The sequence below is a fragment of the Arthrobacter sp. genome, assembly GCF_031179385.1.
GTDB lineage: Bacteria > Actinomycetota > Actinomycetes > Actinomycetales > Micrococcaceae > Arthrobacter_D.
Genome location: NZ_JAPSHV010000047.1, coordinates 1 through 20,523, shown reverse-complemented (window position 1 = coordinate 20,523; position 20,523 = coordinate 1). Strand labels below are relative to the sequence as shown.

Sequence of the window (20,523 nt, the reverse complement as noted above, 5' to 3'; positions counted from 1 at the left end):
GACAGCAGCGCGTCCTCGACGCTGTCGCCGCAGGGGGTTCCGTGGTCGTCTCCGCTCCTCCCGGGACGGGGCAGACCCAGACAGCCCTGAACACAGCTGCGGCATTGGCGGAGCAGGGCAAGAGCGTGCTCGTCGTCGCAGAGCGGCGGGGAACCCTGAACCAGTTCGTTCAGGAACTCGATGCGTTGAATCTGGGGTCGCTGGTGCTCCAGCTCAATGCGAACAGCAATCCCGCCCAGTTGAAGGATCAGCTCCTCCGGGCAATTGTGCGCAATGAGAAAGCCGTACAGCCCAAACTGGCGACGCTGCACGAGACCCTCGTATCGCATCGGCACAAGCTCCTTGATCACGTCCGATCGCTGCACAACGTGCGCTCACGGTGGGGGTGTTCGCCGTACCAGGCCATGCAGTCCCTCGCTGAACTCACGTCGCTGAACCCTGCCCCGGCTACCACCGTGCGTCTCAAGCGCAGCGTCATGGACAGCATTCCCAATCGCGCGGAGCTCACCGGTCGGCTCCGCCGGGCGGCCGAACTGGGCGGGTTCAGCCGGGAAGCTACGCAGAGTCCCTGGTACGGGGCAAAGCTGCGCAACCGCAAGGAAACCGAGCACGCACACAGTCTGGCGGTTGACCTGGCCCGGGACATACCGCTGCTGCGGGAGAAAGTCCGGGCAGTAGCTGAACACTCGCACATCGAGCTGGGGACCACTTTCGAGGAGTGGGGCGGCCAGCTGGATTTGCTGGTCGCGGTGCGCGCCAGCCTCGACAAGTTCACCCCGGACATTTTCGACCGGCCGGTCACAGACCTCATCTCAGCGACCGCGCCCTCAGCCTGGCGGCGGGAGCGCACCATCGAGATGAGCTCGATGACTCGATCGCGTCTCCGCAGGGTCGCGAAGGAGTACATCCGACCCGGGGTTCATATTTCTGACCTGCACCAGTCCCTGGTGCAGGTGCAGGAGCAGCGCACGCTGTGGACCAAGTATGCGACGACCGAGCGCCACCCTTCAGTGCCCACAGGGTTGGCGGAGATCAACAGCTTCTATCGCTCGGTGGACGCCCGGCTGAACGAACTCGCGTCCGTTGTTGCGGACACCCCGGGGGAGCCGAAGCTTCCCGCCATGCCGCTCGATGAGCTGGAGTCCCGCCTCGCTGAACTCGCCCGGGACAAGCAGAGCCTTGCAACGCTGCCCGAGCGCACGCTGCTCCTTGATGAGATGCGGGAAAGCGGCCTCGGGGAGCTCCTCGACGACCTCGCGGCCCGCGAAGTGGGTGCCCGCCAGGTTGGGGGAGAACTTGAGCTGGCATGGTGGCAGTCCGCACTCGAGGCAATGATCAGTGGTGATGATTACCTCGCCATGTCCGACGGCGCCAGCCTGCGCACCCTCGAAGCTGAGTACCGGCTCGCTGATAACGCCCATGTCGCGTCCGGCGCAGGCAGGATTCGTTGGGCGCTGGCTGAACGCTGGCGAGCAGCGCTGGAAACCATGCCGGCGGAAGCTGACCAGTTGCGTGAATTGCTGCGCGAAGGCGAGCCCGGGTTGGACGCGCTGTGTGTGCAGGCAGACGAGCTGGTTACTGCACTGATGCCCGTCTGGGCCGCCAGCCCGCTGGTGTTGCCCCTGGTCCTTCCGCAGGACAAGACATTCGACGCCGTCATCGTGCTCGATGCCGAATCGATCTCCCTGCAGTCGGTGGTGCCCGCTCTGGCCAGGTCGCGGCAGGTCATCGCTTTCGGCGACGACCGCCTCGGCGGACCCCGCAGCTTCACCGTCTCGGTCGAAGACGGGCGCCGTAACACGCCGGAGCACCTTCCGAGCGCCTACCGGGCGCTTGCTGCGGTGCTGCCCTCGCTCGCGCTTCGGGACGTCTATCGCGGGGTCGACAAGGAGCTTATCCGATTCCTCAGCGAGCGGTTCTACGGGAACGAGCTCTCACGCCTGCCCTCCGGGTCGGAGATCACGGGCGTCGAGCGGGCTTTGACGGTCGAGTACCTGCCCGATGGAACGGGTATGCCAAGCTCGGACCAGGACGGCGTTGAGAGCGTCGCTGCCGAGGTCACCCGGGTTGTGGACCTGGTATTCGAACACATCCGCCGCCGGCCGAGCTTCTCGCTTGCAGTGGTCACAGCCAGCGCACGCCATGCGCAGCGCGTCGGTGAGGCTGTGCGGCTGTCGATGGCAGATGCGCCGTGGGCTGCTGATTTCTTCAAACCCGGCAACGAGTCCTTCCGGGTCGTCCCGATCGACCGCGCCGCCGGCCTCACCAGGGACGCCGTCATCTTCTCGTTGGGGTTTGGGCGGACGCCGCACGGGCGCGCGCTGCATAATTTCGGACCGCTTTCTGCTCCGGATGGCCGGGGGAAGTTCGTGGCGGCGATGACTCGTGCCCGGCACCGGTTGCACGTGCTTACCTGCTTCCGCCCCGAGGACCTCGATCCTGAGCGCTTGGGCCATGGCGCCCTCGACTTCTACGAGCTCCTGCGCCGGGAACTGTCCACGGATGCTCCTTCTGCCGGCAGCGGCCAGCAGGAATCGGCCAACGAGGATCCGTTGGTGGCGGATCTCGTGGAGCGACTCCGTCACCGTGGGGCAGCTGTGCACAGCAATTACGACGGCGTGCTCGACATCGTTGCCGCATCAACGGGTGGCGCGGGCAACGGCGAGGACGTGTTCGTTCAACCCGTCGCCATCGAGTCGGACGGCTCGGACCGCTATCGTGGCATGACGGTACGGGAGCGAAGCCGGATCCGTCCGCAGCTTCTGGAACGGATGGGCTGGCGCTACATGCCGTTGTGGACCATTGAAGTCTTCACTGATCCGGAAGGGTGTGCTGAACGAATCTCGGGATATCTTGGTCTGGAAGAGCCTGTCCGTCAGAATCCACTCCGGGCAGTTCAGGAGACGCCGGCAGGAAACGGAGACGCCATGGACAACGGAGCCGAGCAGGAGCAGGCCGCCGGGGAAGATCGGACTGCTGATCAGGCCATCGGGGAAGACAAAACTGCCGACCGTGAACCGAACGACACGTCGGAGGATGCTTCGGACGCCGCGAAGGCTCCTGCCGCAGTAGCGCAACCGAGTTCCGAAGCCACCACCAGCACTGCCCCGCACGGTGACGTTCTGCCACAGCGCGCGGCTGAGGATGACCCCCGATCGTGGAATGACGATGACGGCAACCACGAGGAGTGGTTGAAGGAGCAGAAGCCTCCGCACTGGAGCTAGCTCGCGTCGCCCTCCGCAGTGAGAACAAGGTGAACCTGGCCGGTGCTTGATGCACCGGCCAGTGCTGCTGCCTCGTCTGGATTCGCCGCGACAACCACAAGGCCGTCCTCAGACCCCGAGGGCGGTGCGAACGGACCGGCGCCGGGCTCATCCGATGTCCAGAGCACAGGAAGCCCGCGCGCCAGCACAGTGTTCTTTGCGGATGTCTCGAACCCGTTACCGGTACTGAGGACCACATCCACTCGCTGGCCCGGCGAGAGCAACTGCACCGTGGAGGCATCAGCGGGTCGGAGAGGGACAGCAACGGTACCTTTCGGGCTCCCGGCAAGGAGGCCTGCGCCCACAAGGAAATTCTGGGCCAGCACGTCGCCGGCGTAGACCGGGGTTGCCAGTTGCTGGCCGGCAACGAGCTCACGTGCTGTGAAGGAGTGCTCCGGGACGGCCGCTTCGGGCACCCTGACAAGAGCGAGCTGGTCCTCGGTAAGCACCGTGCCCACCGGCAGGTCCGTTGACGCAGCGACTACCTCCATCGTTGCCGGTTCGTGGGGCAGCAGCGCTTCCACGGCCACGCCTGCCGCCGCACACAGTGCGGCGGCAGCAAGAAGACGCCGTTTCCGAAAGATGAAGGCGCGAAATCGGCTTTGCAGAGGTTTGATGGCGGGAGCTGGCTTATTCATGAATCCAACGCTAGGAATGCCCTGGATCCGGCGCCGCACATACCGGCCTCATGTGGAAAAACCGCCCCGGGAGAACAGGCTGTGCAGGACAACCGGTCTTCCCGAGGCGGAGGAGTTTTTCGGATCCGGGCGGCTTAGGCTGGAGCCGCTGCTGCGGGCGTACTCGTTCCAGTCTTGGTCCCGGAGGAAGCAGACGAGCTGTCCGCAGTGGACTGCGTCGAGGACGGCTTCGGTGACGCTCCGGTTTCAACCGACGAGGAGGTCGATCGCGAGTCGGTGCGGTAGAAACCCGAGCCCTTGAAGACGACGCCGACGCTGTTGAACTTCTTGCGCAACCGGCCCTCGCACTCGGGGCAGACCGTCAGCGAATCATCCGAGAATGACTGTTGGACATCGAAGGCGTGGCCGCAGTCCCTGCAAGCGTAAGCGTATGTAGGCATGGACAATCCTCCTGTGGGAAAGCTGTTTGTGGGCCGTGCCGGTGCCGTAGCCGATCAGAACTTGGCACTCAACCCGTCCGAGTGCCAATTCTACACTGCCCAGTGTCATGATGCCTATCAGCGCGGGGAAGAGTGGTACAGGCGAGCGGGAGTGAAGGCACCCGGCAGCGGCATGTCGAGCGGAGTGGCTTCAACGCTCCCGGCGGGCAGGATCTCCTCGTCGTACAAGTACCCGAGTTGTTGCACCTCAGGCTGTTCAAGCATGAGTTGCGCCAGGAAACGGTCGTAATACCCACCCCCCTGACCGATCCTGTTTCCTCCTTCGTCCATGGCAAGGCCAGGAACAAGCACCAGCCGGAACGGCAACAGGGCCTCGAAATGGGAGCGTTCTCCGACAGGTTCCCAGAGCGGCGCCCGGGGGCTCTTGGCTAGCTGGACTCCGGGCCTCCACCGCACCCAGCTCAACTGGTACCGGGGTTCGCACACGGGCACCACGACGTCGTAACCGGCCTCGACCAGGGCAGGAAGCAGCACCTCGGTGCCGGGTTCCGGCGGTGTTGACAGGTAGGCGGCAATGACACTGCTTTCTGCGGAACTTTCTGTGGAATTCACCGCAGACGGTCCGTTGCGCAGCCAGTCGAGCACCTGACCAGCCAGCGCCGCAGCCGCGGCCTGCTGCTCCTCACTCCGCAGACGACGACGCCGCTCCCGCAGCGCGCGCCGCAATTCCTCCTTGAGGGCCGAAGAACTCGCTTGAGGTATTGACGATGGCGCAGACGGATCCATGCTGGCACTGTACAGGGACTCCGCTGCGTCGCACGTGCATCCATTGAGCGGTCGATTATGTAGTGTTGTTGCATGACTGAGCGACCAAGAGTGAACAAGGCCGTCATTCCTGCTGCTGGCTTGGGGACCAGATTCCTGCCTGCAACCAAGGCCATGCCGAAAGAAATGCTTCCGGTCGTGGACCGGCCGGCTATCCAATACGTAGTAGAAGAAGCTGTCGACGCCGGCATCAATGACATTCTGATGATCACCGGACGCAACAAGAGGGCACTTGAAGACCACTTCGACCGCGTGCCCTTCATTGAGCAGACTCTCGAGGACAAGGGCGATCTCGAGAAGCTTGCGTCGGTTCGCCGGGCTTCCGAACTGGGCGATATCCATTACCTTCGCCAGGGCGATCCCAAGGGTCTCGGCCATGCGGTCCTTCGCGCCAGGCTTCATGTTGGAGCCGAACCGTTTGCGGTTCTCCTTGGTGATGACCTCATCGACGAACGGGATGAACTCCTCGAAACGATGATCGACGTCCAGGCCAAAACCGGCGGCTCTGTCATCGCTCTTATCGAGGTCGATCCGGATCAGATCAGCGCCTACGGCTGCGCGGACGTCTCCTCACTGGAAGGGGAGGGCTACGTCAGGGTCAACAAGCTCGTCGAGAAGCCGTCGGTTGCTGAGGCGCCGTCCAACCTTGCAGTCATTGGCCGTTACGTCCTGCATCCCCGGGTCTTCGAAGTACTCGAAGAGACGGGGCCGGGCCGCGGCGGCGAAATCCAGCTGACCGACGCGCTGCAGACCCTTGCGGCCGCCGACGGGGAAGGCTCGGGCGTCTTCGGCGTCGTCTTCCGCGGACGTCGGTATGACACGGGAGACAAGCTGAGCTACCTCAAGGCAGTAGTAACTCTCGCTTCCGAGCGCGAAGACCTCGGCCCGGACCTGAGGAAGTGGCTGCAGGAGTTCACTGACTCCATGGACGGCTAAGCACGGAAATGTGGGGTCGGTTCGCCTGGCCGGTCACCCTGGAAGCCGGCAACATTGTTCTTCGTCCGCTCCGTCATCGCGACAAGAGCGAGTGGACGAGGGTTCGCCAGCGTAACCTCGAGTGGCTTTCGCCGTGGGAAGCCTCCAACCCCGCTCCGGGCGGTTACCTGCCCACGTACCATGAGATGGTCCGTGCACTGAATGCCCAGGTGCGGGCCGCCTCGGCCATGCCGTTTGTCATAGCGGAGAGGCCCGAGGGCGGCGGCCGGCCGGAGATGGTCGGCCAGCTCACCGTTTCGGGAATGGTATGGGGTTCGGCGCTGACCGCCACTCTTGGCTACTGGGTGGACAAGGACCGGGCGGGCAGGGGAATTGCTCCCACCGCGGTCGCCCTGGTGACGGACTACTGTTTCTGGCAACTGGGCTTGCACCGCATGGAAATCAACATCCGGCCGGAGAATGCCGCGAGCCTGCGGGTAGTACAAAAGCTCGGCTTCCGCGACGAGGGAATTCGGAAGTCGTACCTCCATATCGCCGGCTCGTGGGCGGACCATCGCTCTTTTGCGATGACTGCGGAGGAGACCCCCGGCGGCCTGTTGCGTCGGTGGCAGGAAACCGCGCCGCGGCTGTAGCCAAACTATTCGATTTACCCTCGGACACACCGCGGTCAATGAGGGACCCACGAGACATCTGCTCCTAACGTTTTGTAGGTGGACTTCTCTCTGAACAGCTCAGTTGTACTGGCGGCGATCGTCGGGCTCTGGCTCATCTGGGTTGCTCCATATTTGCTGCGAAGCCGGCAGCCTTTCCCCGTGGCCGGCCCCGTACATTCCGCATTCTCAGCCACGACAACCGGGGACGCCGTGTTGCAAAGGAGCGTCATGACCAGGTCCGCCGCCGACGATTCAGAGTCCGTGACAGGGCCATCGACCGCAGGGAAGGCAGGCGGGTCATCCCGGGTCGGAGGATCGGCCGCCAATTTCAGGATCCGCTGGGATCGAGTCGCCATTGCACTGGTTGGAGCGACGGCGCTGGTAATTGCTTTGGTCACCTCTGTGCTTGCCGTTGTGGGGCTGGTCGCTTCGGTGGTTCCCGTGTTCGCTCTCGTGCTCGCCATCGCGAGCGTTGTGACGCTTCGCACGTTGGCGGTGAGGGGCCGCCGTCGTACGCCGCAGCCGGACGCTGGCGCTCCGGAACGCATCGTGCGCCAGGAGGAATCCGATGCACCGGTAGTTCACCGGCCCACCACGCTGTTCAATGCGGAGGAATCCGCGGAAGCTGAGGACAAGAACGACGACGTTCAGGCGTCGGCTCCTGCGCCCGTTCAGTTCACGGCAGCCGAGTTGCGGGCCGCGGCCCTGGCAGTGGCAGCTGAAGCGGGCGAGAAGCCGGCCGGCACGGGCACGCCCTGGCAGCCGGTCGAAGTTCCGAAGCCCACCTATGTCGAGGCTCCCAAGGCCGATCGGGAGGATCCGGCACCGCTGGATCTGCCGGAGGCACCGAGGCCGCAGGCAAAGACCCCGATCAAGAACGCTGCCGTGGCTCCGAAGGTGGAAACTTCTGTGTCCCCAGCTCCCCGGATGAACCTGGACGAAGTCCTCCAGCGTCGTCGGGCGTAACTGCCGGACTCGGCGTTCAGTGTCCGAGACCGACGAACGTGAATTGTTGGAAGGGCCGGCCATCGAGCCAGCCCTTTCTGCAGCGGCAGGTGCCCTGCTGGGTACCTTGGAGGCGTGGTCGCTGAGGGGGCTGCACCACCGGCCGGCCGCGGGTATTACGGGTATCTATGCTGTCCGATGCGAGGGCGCGGACGGGCCCTTCGACGGGTTTCTGTGCGTCAGCACGCGGAACATCGAGGGTGACTTCCGTCGTTCAGTCCGGCTGGAGGGGCCAGGCTCCATCCCGCTCCTGGTGTGGAGTCATCCCAATGATCCGCTTCTGCCGGATCTGCCGTGGGCGTGTGATGCGCCTTCTGTCGGCCGTGATCTCTTCGGGGTTCCCGCCGCCGCTCTCACGACTCTTGGGTACCGACCCATGAGGCGGGCCGTCCTGCGCGCCGAGGCTGCGGGGGAGCTCCGTTTCCTCAAAGTCGTGCAACACGGCCGTGCCGCCCTACTTCGCCACCGCCACGAGCTGCTTCACAACGCGGGCATCCCTGTTCCTCCGCCCGTCGACTCGCCTGCACACGATGTTGTCGTGACCCTGCCGGTGCCGGGTGTTCCGCTGGCTCAACGCCTCATGGTGAACGGCGCATCGGAGCTTGATCCCCGGGCGCTGGTCGGCCTGCTCGCACAGCTCCCGCCTACGGCGAGAAACCTTCCCGAGCGGCCGCCCTGGTCTGCCCGCGTCCAGGATTACGCGCGCGCTGCAGCAGTAGTGCTTCCCGCAGAAAACGAGCGGATCCTCGTCCTTGCCTCCCGGGTGGAGGAGATGATCCGTGCCGCTCCATCAGGTCCTGTGGTACCCACCCACGGGGATTTCTACGAGGGAAACCTCCTGGTGCGGGACGGCTCTATCACGGGCGTACTCGATCTCGACAGCGTAGGCCCTGGCCACCTTGTGGACGATCTGGCGTGTTTCCTGGCGCATCTTGCCGTTCTGCCGTGCGTGGACGCGCGCTACACCGAAGTGCCTGCGGCGTTGGTTCGGTTCCAGCAGGCCTTTGAAGAGGTAACGAACCCGTTCGCGCTTCGGGCACGGGCGGCAGGAGTGGCACTAACCCTGATCGCTGGTGCGCGAAGGCCAGGGCAGGACGCCGTCAGCGGCACGTGGAGGGCCGACGCGTTGGGCAGACTGCGCGTGGCCGAGGACTTTCTGAAGCCGGATGGGACTTCTCCGGCTTCGTGAGAGTTTTCTCATCGGGCTCTCCTCAAGTTCTCACAGTGGGGCGCCATGCTTGGAGTACCAGACCCGTGGCCCTCGCAGACAACAGGTTGTTCTGCAGGCCACCTCCCAAGGACCCGGGTGCGTTCCCCCAACCGCACCCGGGTCCGACCACGTCCAAACCCAACGAACCGGACGAACCCGACGAACCTATGGGGTGGCGGTATCAGGAATCGTCCGCAACCAGGCGGTACCCCATACCCCTCACCGTGGCGAATCGCTCGGCACCCAGCTTGTTCCGCAGGTAGCGCACATAAACGTCGACCACGTTGGAGCCCGGGTCGAAGTCGTAGCCCCATACGCGTGAGAGCAGTTGTTCCCTGCTGAGGACCTGGCCGGGATTACGCAGGAAGGCCTCGGCGAGCGCGAATTCCCGCGCGGAGAGATCCACTTCTTTCCCGTTGACAAGAGCCCTGCGGGACCGGAGATCCAGTTGGAGGTCCTTGTAGGAGAGCACGGAGGTGTCAGCGGATGGAGCTTCCTGGCGGAGCCGCAGCCTTACCCTCGCGAGCAGCTCCTCGAATCTGAAGGGCTTGGACATGTAGTCGTCCGCACCGCCCTCCAGGCCCGCTACTGTGTCGTCCACCGAGCTGCGTGCAGACAGGATGATGACCGGTGTCGTATTTTTTGACTCCCGTAACCGCCGAAGGACGGTGAAGCCGTCCTGGTCGGGCAGCCCGAGATCCAGCACAATCAGCTCGAAGTCTCCGGTTTGGGCGAGCTGATACCCGTCCCGTCCGTTGTCCGCGACTGTCGGAACATACCCGGCGGAGCGCAGCCCTTTCGCAATGAAGGAGCTGATGCGGTCTTCGTCTTCGACAATCAGGATCTGGCTCATGGCCGTTCTCCCCTTTCGGTCGGAAGGGCAGGCACAGCGGAAGGTGTGGTGGGGGAGGGTACGGGCAGGAGAGGGATAACCATGGTGAACGTGGCGCCCTTCCCAGGGGCTGATCTGAGCTCCACCTCGCCGCTGTGAGCCTCGGTGATCGCGCTGACTATCGTCAGGCCGAGTCCTGCTCCTTCGGTGCGTTTACCGCTGCGTCCGCGCTCGAAGCGTTCAAAAATCCGCTTCTGGTCCTCCCTGGCGATTCCTGAGCCTTCGTCACGTACCCAGAGGCGGATACAGTCGTGGTCCTTCCGGGAGCCGAGCGCAATGGTTGTTCCCGCATCGGTGAACTTTACTGAATTGGCGGCCAACTGCAGCCAGGCCTGCGTGATGCGGCGGGCGTCCAGCACGGCAATAGCTTCCGCACGTGCATCGATGATCCATCGTCGGGCCCCAAGGGTGCGGGCCTTGTCCATCACGTCGTCGGTCAGCCTGCCGAGATTCACCGGTTCCGGACGCACGAAATCGGGGCCCGCAATTCCTGCCAGGGTCACCAGGTCATCCACCAGTAGGCGCATCCTGTCGAGCTCATCCAGGGCAATGTCGCGAGCAGCCTCGACGTCGCGTGGATCCTGCGAATCCTGCAACTCCAGGTGCCCCTGCACAATGGTGATCGGTGTACGCAGCTCGTGCCCGACGTCGTCGAGCAGCCGGCGCTGGGATGTGAAGGACCCCTCCAAACGGTCGAGCATTGCATTCACGGTGCGGGTGAGGTCGGAGAGGTCGTCGTTGCCTGTCACCTCGATCCGCTGGGAGAGGTCCGTTTCCGTGATGCGTTTCGCCGTCGTCCTGACTCTTCTGATCGGATCGAGCAGCTTCCCCACCAGGAGGAAGCCGACCACTCCAATCAGCACCAGCGTGGCGAAGCTGATCAACGCGTAGGTGCCGAATGTTCCATTCAGTTGCTGGTGCTCCGCCTCGGCATCGAACCCCAGGACGAAGAAGGTGGGATCGGTGTCATTGGCGAGCATCACCGGTGCCACCAAGACCCGATAGTTTGTGAAGGCGGTGCGCTTGGACTGTATGGTCACGGAATCCTGAGGCGCCTCATTGGTGACGTAGTCGACCAGCTCAGGGTCATCTTCGAGCCGGACTTCAACTTCCGCGTTCGCGTAGAAGATCACCTGCCCGTTCCGGACTGCCATCATTCCCTCGTTCGGTTGGGTGAGGGTCCGCTCCATGACGAGGTAGACCAACTGGTTCGCCTCCACGAACGGCTGCAGTGTGTCCGGGTCGATGCCGGTAGCGAGCAGGGTCTGGAACTCCTGGAAACTGCGCTCCAGCGAATCATCCATATCCCGGTTAAGATCGTTCCGCTGAAGGGCGAAGGCCGTTGCTCCCGCGAGCAGAAGACCAAGGGCGCTCAGCACCAGCATGGCCATGAGAACGCGGGCTCGCACCGACGAGTACCCGCGAACCGACTTTCGAAGTTGCGCCCACACGCTCGGCCGCCCGCCGGCTTCCGTGTCAACCTCGGATGACTCTTTCGCATCCTGCGGGACCTTGACCAGGATGGTCGGCTCCGCGGACATCAAGCGGTCCCTCCGGATGGGCTGGGTAGGCGGCGTGCCTTCGCGCGAGGGCGAGGCCTGCGGGCCGTCCGTCGGCGTTGGTTCGGCCCGAGTCGCAGGGGCATCGGGCTTAGTCATCGTCGAAGTCCCCTTCGTCTTCGTCCTCGAATTCAACGTCGTCGCCTGCCTCGTCAACGCCCCCGCGGCCGCGGCCGCGGTCGTCCTCCAAAATCACGGGCGGCGGCGCCGGAACAACGGCGGGGGGCGGTTCAGCTGCCGGCGGCGCGGTCGCACTGATCGTGGCATCAGGAGTGGGCTCAGGAGTGGGCTCAGGTGCCGGCGATGAAGGCACGCGGGACGGCGAAGGGGAAGGGGTCGGCGAGCTGGACGCGGTCGGTGAGGGGGTGGGAGAGAGGGTGCCGGGCGGCGCCGGAGACTGGGTGACGCTTACCCCCACGACCGGGCCGAGAATTTGCGGCGCGGGACTGCGAAGCGCGCCCACCATCGCCACACCCACCGCAACGACGGCGCCCGCACTGGCCGCCGTGATGAGCCAGGTGTGCAGTTGCGACCGTTTCATGCAACAAGTATCCCCACACATCATGAGATGCGGATGAGAACCGGTTGACACTTCTTATGAGGCCGCCCATGCGCCCCGACTACTGCTTCTCCTGCGATTTCTCCGCCAACAAGCGATCCAGCAACGGTTCGACGCGATACGGGATGTGTTCGTGCAGCGCCAGTACGGTTTCTGTGCGGATCACGCCCTTGATGCGCAGTATCGACCGGAGGGCGGACTGCAATTGATGCGTATCCCGGGCAGCAACCCTGCACCATACATCACCGCGGCCGGAAATCTCGTGGACTTCCAGCACTTGTTCCAAGGTTCGCAACGCTGAGATGACACCGTCCAGTTCCCGGTGGTTAACCTCAATCGTCACGAAGGCGACGACGTCGTATTCCAGGCGCGCCAGGTCCAGTTCCCGCCCGCTCCGCCGCAGGATGCCGGACCTGAAGAGCCTCTGCATGCGTGCCTGCGCCGTGTTGCGTGCCATACCGAGCGTCTCGCTGAGCTGGCTGACCTGCGAGCGCGGGTCGCGAACCAATTCACGCAGGAGCCGGATGTCTGTCTTGTCCAACATGCGGCCAACTCCTCGTTCAGCCCATCAGGGAGTCGGTTCTCCCGCAACTTTTGAGCACGATGATCAGAGTATGCCCGATCGAGCTTCCAGCCCAACCTCCAACGGTCACTATCAAGAGTAGTAATGGTAGGAAAGACAGAAGGTGAGCATGAGCGTCATCAGTGAATTGCGGATGCGCCCTGCGCCGGTCCAGTCCCAGCGCTGGAATGCCTCCACCCGCACGCGGCTGGCGCTCGCCGTCGTCGTGATGGCCACCCTGCTGGTAGGTGCAAACCTCGCGACGCCGCTCTATCCGCTCATTCGGGCCAACCTTGGCCTCAGTGCCTTCGACACGACGGCGGCATTCACTGCGTATGTGCTTGTCCTGGTCGCGGGCCTATTGTTGGTCGGCCACTGGTCAGATCACATCGGACGGCGCGCGGCGTTGGTCCTCGCCGTACTCACCGGAGTACTCGGAGCCGCCGTCTTCGGCAGTGCGACCACTCTTCCGATGCTTGTCCTCGGCCGTTGCCTTCAGGGAGCAGCGGTGGCGTGCGCTACCGGAGCAAGTTCAGCCGCGCTGCGCGACCTGTTGCCGCATCGCCCTGAATGGGCGTCGCGGTTCACGCTAGTCGCGTCGGCAGGGGGAGTGGCAGCTGGACCGATGATCGGCGGATTACTGTCTCTGCTGCCTGAACCCACGCGCCTGCCGTTCGGCATCTATGCGCTCTTCCTTGGGTCGCTCCTGATTCCCCTCGTACTCCTCGAAGCCCGGCCGCCCATCAAGGCGGCACTGCCGGAAAGGCCTCTGTCCGCCCTGAAGCCACGTCTTCCAGTGGTTTCCCGGACCGCACGCAGCGCGTTCTGGTCGGCCGCATGCGTCGGGTTCCTCAGTTTCGCCGTTTTCGGCTTCTCGCTGAGCCTGATGCCCACCTACCTCGCCGGTATCGCTGGAGACCTTGGCAGGCCTTCGCTGGGCGTGGTCGCCGGCCTGGTATTGGCGGCATCAGCAGCCAGCCAGTTGTTCCGGCAGGGCACGTCAGACGCGGCGAAGGCGGGCGTGCTGGGGTTGTTGGTGATGGCCGCAGGAGTTGCGCTCATTCCCATCGCCGGCAGTCTGGCCAGCGTCCCGCTCCTGATCTCCGCGATGGTCCTCGCCGGTGTGGGGCAAGGAGTGGCCTTCCGGACCGTCTTCAATGCGGTGGCACAGCAGGTCGAAGGTTCCCAGCACGCGCAGATCATCAGCACCGTCTACGTCATCACCTACCTGGGGAGCGCTGTGCCGGTGTTGGGCCTTGGCCTGGCAGCAGACGCCATGGGCTTATCCGGCGCGGTTGCGTTCTTTGCAGCGGGCGTTGCTGCAGCCTGTCTTTGTGTCGCCGTCTTCCTCTGGAGCAGCGCCCGCCGGAGCCGCCCGTAACCGCCAATATTCCTTTGCAAACAAAGTGTTGCAAATAAATCTTTGCACGAGTACGCTCCTTCTATGGAGTCAGCAAAGCCGAACGACCGCACGGTCGACGTCAACGCCCTCAAAGCTCTCTCGCACCCGCTCAGGATGCAGCTCCTCGAGGCGTTGTCCCAGTTCGGTCCGCAGACGGCCAGTGCACTCGCCTCCCGCCTTGGGGAGTCGAGCGGTTCGACCAGCTACCACCTGCGGCAGTTGGCCAAACATGAGCTCGTCCGTGAACTGGAGGGCCGGGGATCAGCGCGTGAACGCTGGTGGGAGCGGCCCCCTGGCGCTCTCAACCTTTTCTCGAGTGAGCTGGCAAAGGATCCCGGCGCCCGGGACATCGCAGCCATCGTCAATCGCGAGTTCAGCCACAACCGGGCTGCTCTCCTCGAGGACTATATGGAACGCGGGCCGATGGTGCTGCCCGAGGAGTGGCTGGACGCTTCAGTCATCTCAACGATGAACGCACGCCTCACTGCGGCGCAGCTCGCCGAGTTGTCCGAAGAGCTGATGAGCCTTGCTCGCAACCTCTTCGAGAAATACCGCCCGGACAGCAATCCTTCGCCGGATGCCAAAGCGGTACAAATTCACCTCAACACCTTTCCGATTATCCAGGGCCAGTTCCCTGAAGCATCCTCGCGAAAAGAGCACACGCCATGACTACGCTCACCGGACTCTGCCCAACCGTTCAACCCTCCGGCTTTGATGCCATGCTCATACGTGTCGGCCGCTGGCTGGTCAGCACGGGTGAGCATCTCGCCTCCCGGGAAAACACAGTCGCGGACCACTCCGAATATGAGGATCGGGTTCGGGATGGAATGGCCATCCGTCACTCTGGGCTGTGGATCTAGTCCGGAACCGGAAGCAGGCCCGCGTTGCCGTCCATACGATTGAAAACCAGAGTGGTTTCGGTGTGCCCTACCACCGGGTCAGTGGTGAGGTAGTCCAGCACCCAGTCCCGGAGCGACTCCGTATCGGGAACAGCGAGATGGATCAGGTAGTCAACCGAACCGGACACGTGGAAGGTTGCAACCACTTCCGGCAAGGCCGGCACACGGGACGTGAACCTGTCGATTTCCTCGCGGTTGTGCCCCTTCAGCTGCACGGAGATCAGGGCCTGCACTGAACGTCCGATCGCCGCCAGATTCAGCTCGGCGTGGTATCCGGAGATGACACCGCGTTCGGTGAGCTGGCGGGTCCTCAGCAACGCAGTGGAGGGTGCAACTCCCACCTTCTCGGCGAGCTGGGCGTTGGTGATCCGAGCGTCCGCCAGCAGTTCCTGAACGATGCGACGGTCCACCGGATCCAAGCCGTCCGGTCTGCCACTCTTCGCCATGCGGGTGCTCCTGACTCGCCTGTGGTGGTACCTGCGGGAATTCCTCCAGCCTACCGGCGGGTGCGTAACCTTGTGCCCATGCCGGACAAACCGTTCCCAGAAACATTGTTCACTGGCCCCGCCGCCGGAAAGGGCGGCGGTGCCGTTGGAATCGGCGTGAACGACGTCGTTGGTTTGGACATCGGAGGCACGAAGACTCACGGGGTCCGATGGAGCGGAGGGAAGGTTTCCGCTGAGGCGAAGAGCGGCAGCGCCAATGTCCAGAACGTCACCCAGGCGGAAGCAGCCGGCAGCCTCGCTGAGATCTTCGCAGCGCTCGGCGGTAACGTCCGGCGTGTGGTTGCAGGGTCCGGAGGTGTGGACACCGAGTCAGACGCCGCTGCACTGCGGGCACTGATCGCCGAGCAGGTGCCGGACGCACACATTGACGTGGTTCACGACACCCGCCTGATCCTCGCCGCCGGCAACGCCGCCACCGGCATTGCGGTGATCGCAGGCACGGGATCCGTAGCGTGGGGTCTGGATGCTGAGGGAAGGCAGGCACGATCCGGTGGCTGGGGCTACTTGCTCGGCGACGAGGGAAGCGGTTACTGGGTCGGCAGGGAAGCGGTGCGCGCCACCCTCCGGCGCTACAACAGGGCCGAACCGCTCGGCGTCCTGGGCGAGGCCGTCCTTCAAGCCAATGGGGTCCAGAGTCCCGAGGAGCTCATCGCCCTGTTCCACAGGGAATCCGGCCGGCGGCATTGGGCAGGGCAGGCGCATCTCGTGTTTGACGCTGCCAGGGCAGGAGACCGCGTCGCCCAGGGCATTGTCGACGACGGCGTACGCCACCTCTGCGGTCTCATCACCGACGTCGGCTCCGTGCTTGCGATCCGTGGTCCGGTTGTCATCGGGGGCGGCCTCGCCGTGCACCAGCCGGCGCTGCAGAATCTCCTCACAGCAGCGCTCGCAGCGGAGGGTTTTGACGAGGTGCGCTTCCTCGACAGGGATCCGGTGTACGGCGTTGACTTCCTGTTGCGCAGCGGTGCTGTCTAGCTGCTCGGCACCCGCTCAGGTGTGACCTGGAGCCGGCGGGCGCCGTCGTCGTGGTGTCAGTCTGACGCCGGGAAGGGCGGGGGCGGGTATGCGCTCCCGGCCGTGCCCGTGTACGGTGCCGAAGCGCGGGTGCCCGTTCTCCCAGTCCTCGCGTGCCTGGGCGATCTCCTCGTGGCTCCGGCCCACGAAGTTCCACCACATCAGCAGCTCCTCCGTGAAGGGCTCGCCTCCAAGCAGCACCCACCGCGCACCGCTCGAGGCGTCCGCACGCAGGACCGACCGGCCGGTTCCCAGGTACGCCAGCGGTCCGGGACCCACAGACTCCCCGTCAACGGTGAGGGTGCCTTCCAGGACAAGGATGGCGTGCTCGAAGGTCTCCTGGAGCGGCAGTTCAATCCCGCCGCCGTCGTGTGACGTCAGCTCCGCCCCCACGAGGGGCGAGTAAACCGTAGCCGGGCTCGAGACCCCGGCAAGGGAACCCACGAGGACAACGCCGCGGAAGCCCGGGCCTGAGATGACCGGCAGGTCGGTGTGCCGCTCGAACGACGGCGGAGCGGAGGCCGCAGACGCCGGCAGCGCTACCCAGAGCTGGAGTCCGGACAGGGTTCCGCCCTCCGGGCTGAACTCGGAATGTGAGATTCCCGCACCTGCCGTCATGATGTTGAGCTCGCCCGGCCGCACCACGACGTCTGACCCGACGCTGTCCCGGTGATGCACTTCGCCGACCAGCGGCCAGGTCACCGTCTGCAGGCCGATATGCGGATGCGGCAACACCCGCATGGCTATCCGATCGGGGCCGAAGGAGTCCAGGAAGCACCAGGCACCCACAGTGGGCAGCGAGCGTTGGGGGAGCGTGCGGCGCACACTCATGGCCCGCACACCGCCGAGCGGAACCTCGCGGTCCGGTAGCAGTTCGACGGTGAAATTTTCCCTGGCGGCGGTTTCGCAGACGCTGGGTGCTGGATGAACATCCAGGTTACTCATGGCGCTCCTGTCCATCTGTCGATGGCATCAGAATACGCTCGTTCCGTGACCGGCCGCCCCGTTTAGACTGGGTCTCATGACTCAGGAGTGGGATACCCGGGTAGGTGCGTATGCCGTCGTCGTGCGCGGTGACCACATCCTGCTTGCGCACTGGAACGAGCGCGGCAGAGAGGCGTGGACACTGCCCGGCGGTGGCCTGGAGTTGGGGGAGGACGCTCCCACCGCAGCGGTCCGCGAGGTGCTCGAGGAGACGGGTTACGTCGTCGAACTGGATGAGCTCCTCGGAGTGGACAGCCTGCAGGTCCGGCCCGAAGACCGCCTGAACGGATCCGGCCGTCCCCTGCACGCGTTGCGGATCATCTACCGCGCCCACCCAGTGTCAGGCGAGCTTGTCCATGAACTCGGAGGTTCCACGGACGAGGCCGCCTGGGTTCCGCTCGCTGACGTGCCCAACCTGACCCGTGTCGACTTGATTGACAAAGCTCTGGAACTCTCTTACCAAAGTCCTGCCCGGGCGCTACGATGAGACCCTCTGTTTAAGACCTGACCGGTGGGTGACTTTCCACTCTGCCAGGCGAAAGTGAGTGCCCTCGGCGCTGAAGGAGGTGACGTGATGAACCCGGTTTCCGAAACCCCCGTCATGACTCACGCCTCCCGCCTGCATCTGCTCTGACCGCACAGTGCGCTGCGTGGAAGGCCCTTCCAGAGGACTTTCCCTTGAATACCCTTCTTGATTACGGCTTCACGGACCGCATCCGTGGTCTCTTTTCTTATTCCTTTCCATCACCCGATACCTCTAGCCCTGAGCCGGCGCGCGTCATCCGCGCGGACCGCGGACGGGTGCTGCTGATGACCGGCAGCGGTCCGTTGCAGGTCGAAACCGGTGCCTCGATCGTGACGGGGGACTGGGTGGCGCTCGCTCGCAACGACGACGACGGCGCCTTACCGCCCGCCATCGTCGGCACGCTGCCGCGCTACTCGACCCTGCAGCGCAAGAGGGCCCATGATCCGCTGTCCGAGGCGCAGGTGTTGGGAGCCAATATCGACCTCGTCGGCGTGGTGGTGCCGATCGACCGTCCGCTGTCCGCCAACCGGCTGGAGCGCACCCTCGTTGCAGCCTGGGACTCGGGAGCGGTTCCTCTCGTCATTCTCACCAAGGCCGACCTGACCGGCCGCTTCGATGAGGTAGTCGCACAGACTATGGAGCGTGCCCGCGGCGTGGAGGTCTTCACCACGTCAGCCGAGGCGGGTGACGGCCTTGATGCGTTGCACGCGAGGATCGGCAGCGGCTGCACCCTGGCGCTGATCGGTCCCTCGGGTGCCGGCAAATCGACGCTGATCAACGCGCTCGTCGGATTTGAGGCACAGCACACCGGTGACGTGCGGGCCGGCGACGGCAAGGGCAGGCATACGACGACGGCCCGTGAGCTCATCCCGTTGGGTGCGGGTTCCGTCCTGATGGATACCCCGGGCGTTCGAGGGTTTGCGCTGTGGGATGCCGAGGACGGGCTGGAGGCGGTCTTCGGGGATATCGAGGAGCTCTTCAGGAGCTGCCGGTTCAGGGACTGCGCCCATGATGCTGAGCCCGGCTGTGCAGTACGGGCGGCGATCGAATCCGGGGTGGTGGAGGAGCGCCGCTGGCTCAGCTACCGCAAGATGCAGCGCGAACTGGCCAGTCTGCACCGCCGGCAGAGTGTCGCGGAGCAGCGACGGCATGGCCGGTCCTTCCACAGGATTGCGAAGGAGGCAGCCCTGGCGAAGGACTATCGCAACCGTTTCATCGAGGGGTGAGCTCCGACGTCGGGGGCCCGTGCGGCAGCTTCGGTCGGCAGGGAACCGGTTCCGTCTTAACGATTCGAGACAAAGTTCTTCACCGGCCCATACAACTGCTTGTGTGCGACGAACGCCTAGCTAGACTCAACAAGACGGTGTCCGCTGTGCGATTTCGCAAGCCGCGGGTACACACAATCGCCAGGGAGCGGCCACGGCCGGGCCTGACGTCGATGAAAGGTGTGGCTTCATGACTGGCGTGACTTCCGGGCCCGGTGCGGGTAGCTCAAGCTCTCCGGCGATGATCGAGTTCCGGAGCGTATCCAAGAATTACGGGGGCGGGACAGCCGCCGTCGAAAACCTCACCATGGACATCGACCGGGGCGCCATCACTGTCTTCGTCGGGCCGTCCGGATGCGGCAAGACGACGTCCTTGCGCATGATCAACCGGATGGTGGAGCCCAGCTCCGGTTCCATCCTGGTTGACGGCAAAGACGTCAGCCGACAGCGGGCAGCCGAACTCCGACGATCCATGGGCTACGTCATGCAGTCCTCGGGTTTGCTTCCGCACCGCACCGTGCTGGACAACATCATGACTGTGCCGCGGCTGAACGGTGTCCCCAAATCGACAGCCAGCAAGCGGGCGGCTGAACTGCTGGACGTCGTCGGGCTGGCATCGGTGCTGGGGAAGCGGTACCCGGGTCAGCTGTCCGGAGGCCAACAGCAGCGGGTGGGGGTTGCGCGTGCACTGGCGGCGGACCCGCCGATCCTGCTGATGGACGAACCGTTCAGCGCCGTCGACCCGGTGGTGCGCCACGAGCTTCAGGAGGAGTTGCTTCGGCTCCAGCGTGATCTTGCCAAGACCATCGTGTTCGTCACGCACGACATCGATGAAGCCACCGTCCTCGGGGACAAAGTGGCGGTATTCGCCACAGGCGGGCGCCTAGCCCAGTACGCCGCGCCCGAGGAGATCCTGCGGGCTCCGGTGGATGAGTTCGTGGCGGGTTTCGTCGGCAGGGACCGCGGGTTCCGCCGGCTGTCCTTTCAAGGCGGCGAGGGCGTGCAGGTCCACCCCGTTGAGACCGTGAGAGTGAGTCGGCTCGCCGATCCGGCTGTCGCCGTGGATTCCTCCTGGACCCTGGCTGTTGACGACGACGGACGCCCTCAGGGGTGGGTGCCGCGGGCCAAGCGGCACCAGATAACCTCACTCTCCGACCTCGTTCCCGGCGGCTCACTGTACCGACGCGGCGATTCCCTTCGCCGCGCGCTGGACGCGTCGCTGTCCGCGCCGTCCGGGCTCGGCGTGGCCGTCGATGACGACGGTCGCGTGATCGGCGTGGTCGAGGCTGCCGAAGTGCTTGAGCTCATCGAGGAAGCACGCCTCGACCGCGGCCGGGCTGACCACAACACGGCGGTCTGACGTGGAGTGGTTCATTGACAATTTC

Annotated in this window: 21 protein-coding genes; 12 read left to right on the top strand and 9 right to left on the bottom strand. The window is 64.5% G+C overall.

Features of this window, described 5'->3' with window-relative positions; all coding sequences use genetic code 11:
- On the top strand, window positions 1-3,224 hold a 3,224-nt coding region (locus RIF85_RS08610; RefSeq protein ID WP_309071496.1), incomplete at its 5' end, for an AAA family ATPase.
- Here RIF85_RS08610 and cpaB read toward each other — a convergent pair.
- The 3 genes from cpaB to RIF85_RS08595 all read right to left on the bottom strand — a co-directional run bounded on the left by cpaB (window position 3,221) and on the right by RIF85_RS08595 (window position 5,067).
- Window positions 3,221-3,901 carry a Flp pilus assembly protein CpaB gene (cpaB, locus tag RIF85_RS08605; RefSeq protein ID WP_309071495.1) on the bottom strand — a complete coding sequence of 227 codons (681 nt, stop codon included), beginning with the start codon at window positions 3,899-3,901 and terminating at the stop codon, window positions 3,221-3,223. The genes RIF85_RS08610 and cpaB overlap by 4 nt on opposite strands.
- A 134-nt stretch (window positions 3,902-4,035) precedes the next feature.
- A complete protein-coding gene (locus RIF85_RS08600) occupies window positions 4,036-4,341 on the bottom strand; it encodes an FmdB family zinc ribbon protein (protein WP_309071494.1) in 306 nt (101 codons plus the stop codon).
- Between the two features lie 117 nt (window positions 4,342-4,458).
- Window positions 4,459-5,067, bottom strand: a complete 609-nt coding sequence (locus RIF85_RS08595) for a 5-formyltetrahydrofolate cyclo-ligase (protein WP_309071493.1) — start codon at window positions 5,065-5,067, stop codon at window positions 4,459-4,461.
- A 132-nt stretch (window positions 5,068-5,199) separates the two neighbouring features.
- Here RIF85_RS08595 and galU point away from each other — a divergent pair, with 132 nt between their 5' ends.
- The 4 genes from galU (at window position 5,200) to RIF85_RS08575 (ending at window position 8,949) form a co-directional block, all read left to right on the top strand.
- Complete coding sequence (gene galU / locus RIF85_RS08590; RefSeq protein ID WP_309071492.1) at window positions 5,200-6,102, top strand: UTP--glucose-1-phosphate uridylyltransferase GalU; 903 nt, start codon at window positions 5,200-5,202, stop codon at window positions 6,100-6,102.
- Window positions 6,103-6,110: 8 nt separating this feature from the next.
- The gene (locus RIF85_RS08585) at window positions 6,111-6,734 is read left to right on the top strand and encodes a GNAT family protein (protein ID WP_309071491.1); all 624 of its coding nucleotides are present in this window, start codon (window positions 6,111-6,113) and stop codon (window positions 6,732-6,734) included.
- Window positions 6,735-6,983: 249 nt separating this feature from the next.
- A complete protein-coding gene (locus tag RIF85_RS08580) occupies window positions 6,984-7,721 on the top strand; it encodes a hypothetical protein (protein ID WP_309071490.1) in 738 nt (245 codons plus the stop codon).
- A gap of 19 nt (window positions 7,722-7,740) precedes the next feature.
- Window positions 7,741-8,949 (top strand): phosphotransferase, encoded by a 1,209-nt coding sequence (locus RIF85_RS08575; RefSeq protein WP_309071489.1) that lies wholly within the window; start codon window positions 7,741-7,743, stop codon window positions 8,947-8,949.
- Between the two features lie 202 nt (window positions 8,950-9,151).
- On the opposite strand, the gene RIF85_RS08570 is transcribed toward RIF85_RS08575, so the two are convergent.
- The 4 genes from RIF85_RS08570 to RIF85_RS08555 all read right to left on the bottom strand — a co-directional run bounded on the left by RIF85_RS08570 (window position 9,152) and on the right by RIF85_RS08555 (window position 12,524).
- Window positions 9,152-9,823 (bottom strand): response regulator transcription factor, encoded by a 672-nt coding sequence (locus RIF85_RS08570; protein WP_309071488.1) that lies wholly within the window; start codon window positions 9,821-9,823, stop codon window positions 9,152-9,154.
- Window positions 9,820-11,520: an ATP-binding protein gene (locus RIF85_RS08565; protein ID WP_309071487.1), complete on the bottom strand. Its 1,701-nt coding sequence runs from the start codon at window positions 11,518-11,520 to the stop codon at window positions 9,820-9,822. The genes RIF85_RS08570 and RIF85_RS08565 overlap by 4 nt, the downstream gene beginning before the upstream one ends.
- Window positions 11,513-11,962: a hypothetical protein gene (locus RIF85_RS08560; RefSeq protein ID WP_309071486.1), complete on the bottom strand. Its 450-nt coding sequence runs from the start codon at window positions 11,960-11,962 to the stop codon at window positions 11,513-11,515. Before RIF85_RS08560 ends, RIF85_RS08565 begins: the two co-directional genes overlap by 8 nt.
- 79 nt (window positions 11,963-12,041) lie before the next feature.
- Complete coding sequence (locus tag RIF85_RS08555; RefSeq protein ID WP_309071485.1) at window positions 12,042-12,524, bottom strand: Lrp/AsnC family transcriptional regulator; 483 nt, start codon at window positions 12,522-12,524, stop codon at window positions 12,042-12,044.
- Between the two features lie 148 nt (window positions 12,525-12,672).
- Between RIF85_RS08555 and RIF85_RS08550 the strand changes: the two genes are divergently transcribed.
- The 3 genes from RIF85_RS08550 to RIF85_RS08540 all read left to right on the top strand — a co-directional run bounded on the left by RIF85_RS08550 (window position 12,673) and on the right by RIF85_RS08540 (window position 14,804).
- Window positions 12,673-13,923, top strand: a complete 1,251-nt coding sequence (locus RIF85_RS08550; protein ID WP_309071484.1) for an MFS transporter — start codon at window positions 12,673-12,675, stop codon at window positions 13,921-13,923.
- A gap of 63 nt (window positions 13,924-13,986) precedes the next feature.
- Entirely contained in the window at window positions 13,987-14,613 is a 627-nt protein-coding gene (locus RIF85_RS08545; RefSeq protein ID WP_309071483.1) for a helix-turn-helix domain-containing protein, read from the top strand.
- Window positions 14,610-14,804, top strand: coding sequence for a hypothetical protein (locus RIF85_RS08540; RefSeq protein ID WP_309071482.1), 195 nt, complete (start codon window positions 14,610-14,612; stop codon window positions 14,802-14,804). Before RIF85_RS08545 ends, RIF85_RS08540 begins: the two co-directional genes overlap by 4 nt.
- On the opposite strand, the gene RIF85_RS08535 is transcribed toward RIF85_RS08540, so the two are convergent.
- Complete coding sequence (locus tag RIF85_RS08535; RefSeq protein ID WP_309071481.1) at window positions 14,801-15,289, bottom strand: Lrp/AsnC family transcriptional regulator; 489 nt, start codon at window positions 15,287-15,289, stop codon at window positions 14,801-14,803. The two genes, RIF85_RS08540 and RIF85_RS08535, sit on opposite strands and share 4 nt — an antisense overlap.
- 78 nt (window positions 15,290-15,367) lie before the next feature.
- Between RIF85_RS08535 and RIF85_RS08530 the strand changes: the two genes are divergently transcribed.
- The gene (locus RIF85_RS08530) at window positions 15,368-16,324 is read left to right on the top strand and encodes a BadF/BadG/BcrA/BcrD ATPase family protein (RefSeq protein WP_309071480.1); all 957 of its coding nucleotides are present in this window, start codon (window positions 15,368-15,370) and stop codon (window positions 16,322-16,324) included.
- 15 nt (window positions 16,325-16,339) lie between these two features.
- Here RIF85_RS08530 and RIF85_RS08525 read toward each other — a convergent pair whose 3' ends face one another.
- Window positions 16,340-17,308: a pirin family protein gene (locus tag RIF85_RS08525; protein WP_309071479.1), complete on the bottom strand. Its 969-nt coding sequence runs from the start codon at window positions 17,306-17,308 to the stop codon at window positions 16,340-16,342.
- A gap of 76 nt (window positions 17,309-17,384) precedes the next feature.
- On the opposite strand from RIF85_RS08525, the gene RIF85_RS08520 reads away from it, so the two are divergent.
- The 3 genes from RIF85_RS08520 to RIF85_RS08510 all read left to right on the top strand — a co-directional run bounded on the left by RIF85_RS08520 (window position 17,385) and on the right by RIF85_RS08510 (window position 20,498).
- Entirely contained in the window at window positions 17,385-17,834 is a 450-nt protein-coding gene (locus tag RIF85_RS08520; protein WP_309071478.1) for an NUDIX hydrolase, read from the top strand.
- A gap of 191 nt (window positions 17,835-18,025) precedes the next feature.
- On the top strand, window positions 18,026-19,099 hold the full coding sequence (gene rsgA, locus RIF85_RS08515) for a ribosome small subunit-dependent GTPase A (protein ID WP_309071477.1): 1,074 nt from the start codon (window positions 18,026-18,028) through the stop codon (window positions 19,097-19,099).
- A 280-nt stretch (window positions 19,100-19,379) separates the two neighbouring features.
- On the top strand, window positions 19,380-20,498 hold the full coding sequence (locus tag RIF85_RS08510) for an ATP-binding cassette domain-containing protein (RefSeq protein WP_309071497.1): 1,119 nt from the start codon (window positions 19,380-19,382) through the stop codon (window positions 20,496-20,498).
- The last annotated feature ends 25 nt before the right edge of the window (window positions 20,499-20,523 follow it).

Excerpts from the sequence above, each read along its gene's own strand:
- RIF85_RS08545 (WP_309071483.1), top strand. The coding sequence starts at position 13,987 with ATGGAGTCAGCAAAGCCGAACGACCGCACGGTCGACGTCAACGCCCTC.
- RIF85_RS08540 (WP_309071482.1), top strand. The coding sequence starts at position 14,610 with ATGACTACGCTCACCGGACTCTGCCCAACCGTTCAACCCTCCGGCTTT.
- RIF85_RS08555 (WP_309071485.1), bottom strand. The coding sequence starts at position 12,524 with ATGTTGGACAAGACAGACATCCGGCTCCTGCGTGAATTGGTTCGCGAC.
- RIF85_RS08535 (WP_309071481.1), bottom strand. The coding sequence starts at position 15,289 with ATGGCGAAGAGTGGCAGACCGGACGGCTTGGATCCGGTGGACCGTCGC.
- RIF85_RS08560 (WP_309071486.1), bottom strand. The coding sequence starts at position 11,962 with ATGAAACGGTCGCAACTGCACACCTGGCTCATCACGGCGGCCAGTGCG.
- RIF85_RS08510 (WP_309071497.1), top strand. The coding sequence starts at position 19,380 with ATGATCGAGTTCCGGAGCGTATCCAAGAATTACGGGGGCGGGACAGCC.
- RIF85_RS08520 (WP_309071478.1), top strand. The coding sequence starts at position 17,385 with ATGACTCAGGAGTGGGATACCCGGGTAGGTGCGTATGCCGTCGTCGTG.
- RIF85_RS08570 (WP_309071488.1), bottom strand. The coding sequence starts at position 9,823 with ATGAGCCAGATCCTGATTGTCGAAGACGAAGACCGCATCAGCTCCTTC.
- RIF85_RS08580 (WP_309071490.1), top strand. The coding sequence starts at position 6,984 with ATGACCAGGTCCGCCGCCGACGATTCAGAGTCCGTGACAGGGCCATCG.
- RIF85_RS08530 (WP_309071480.1), top strand. The coding sequence starts at position 15,368 with ATGCCGGACAAACCGTTCCCAGAAACATTGTTCACTGGCCCCGCCGCC.
- RIF85_RS08565 (WP_309071487.1), bottom strand. The coding sequence starts at position 11,520 with ATGACTAAGCCCGATGCCCCTGCGACTCGGGCCGAACCAACGCCGACG.
- galU (WP_309071492.1), top strand. The coding sequence starts at position 5,200 with ATGACTGAGCGACCAAGAGTGAACAAGGCCGTCATTCCTGCTGCTGGC.
- RIF85_RS08585 (WP_309071491.1), top strand. The coding sequence starts at position 6,111 with ATGTGGGGTCGGTTCGCCTGGCCGGTCACCCTGGAAGCCGGCAACATT.
- RIF85_RS08525 (WP_309071479.1), bottom strand. The coding sequence starts at position 17,308 with ATGAGTAACCTGGATGTTCATCCAGCACCCAGCGTCTGCGAAACCGCC.
- RIF85_RS08550 (WP_309071484.1), top strand. The coding sequence starts at position 12,673 with ATGAGCGTCATCAGTGAATTGCGGATGCGCCCTGCGCCGGTCCAGTCC.
- cpaB (WP_309071495.1), bottom strand. The coding sequence starts at position 3,901 with ATGAATAAGCCAGCTCCCGCCATCAAACCTCTGCAAAGCCGATTTCGC.
- RIF85_RS08600 (WP_309071494.1), bottom strand. The coding sequence starts at position 4,341 with ATGCCTACATACGCTTACGCTTGCAGGGACTGCGGCCACGCCTTCGAT.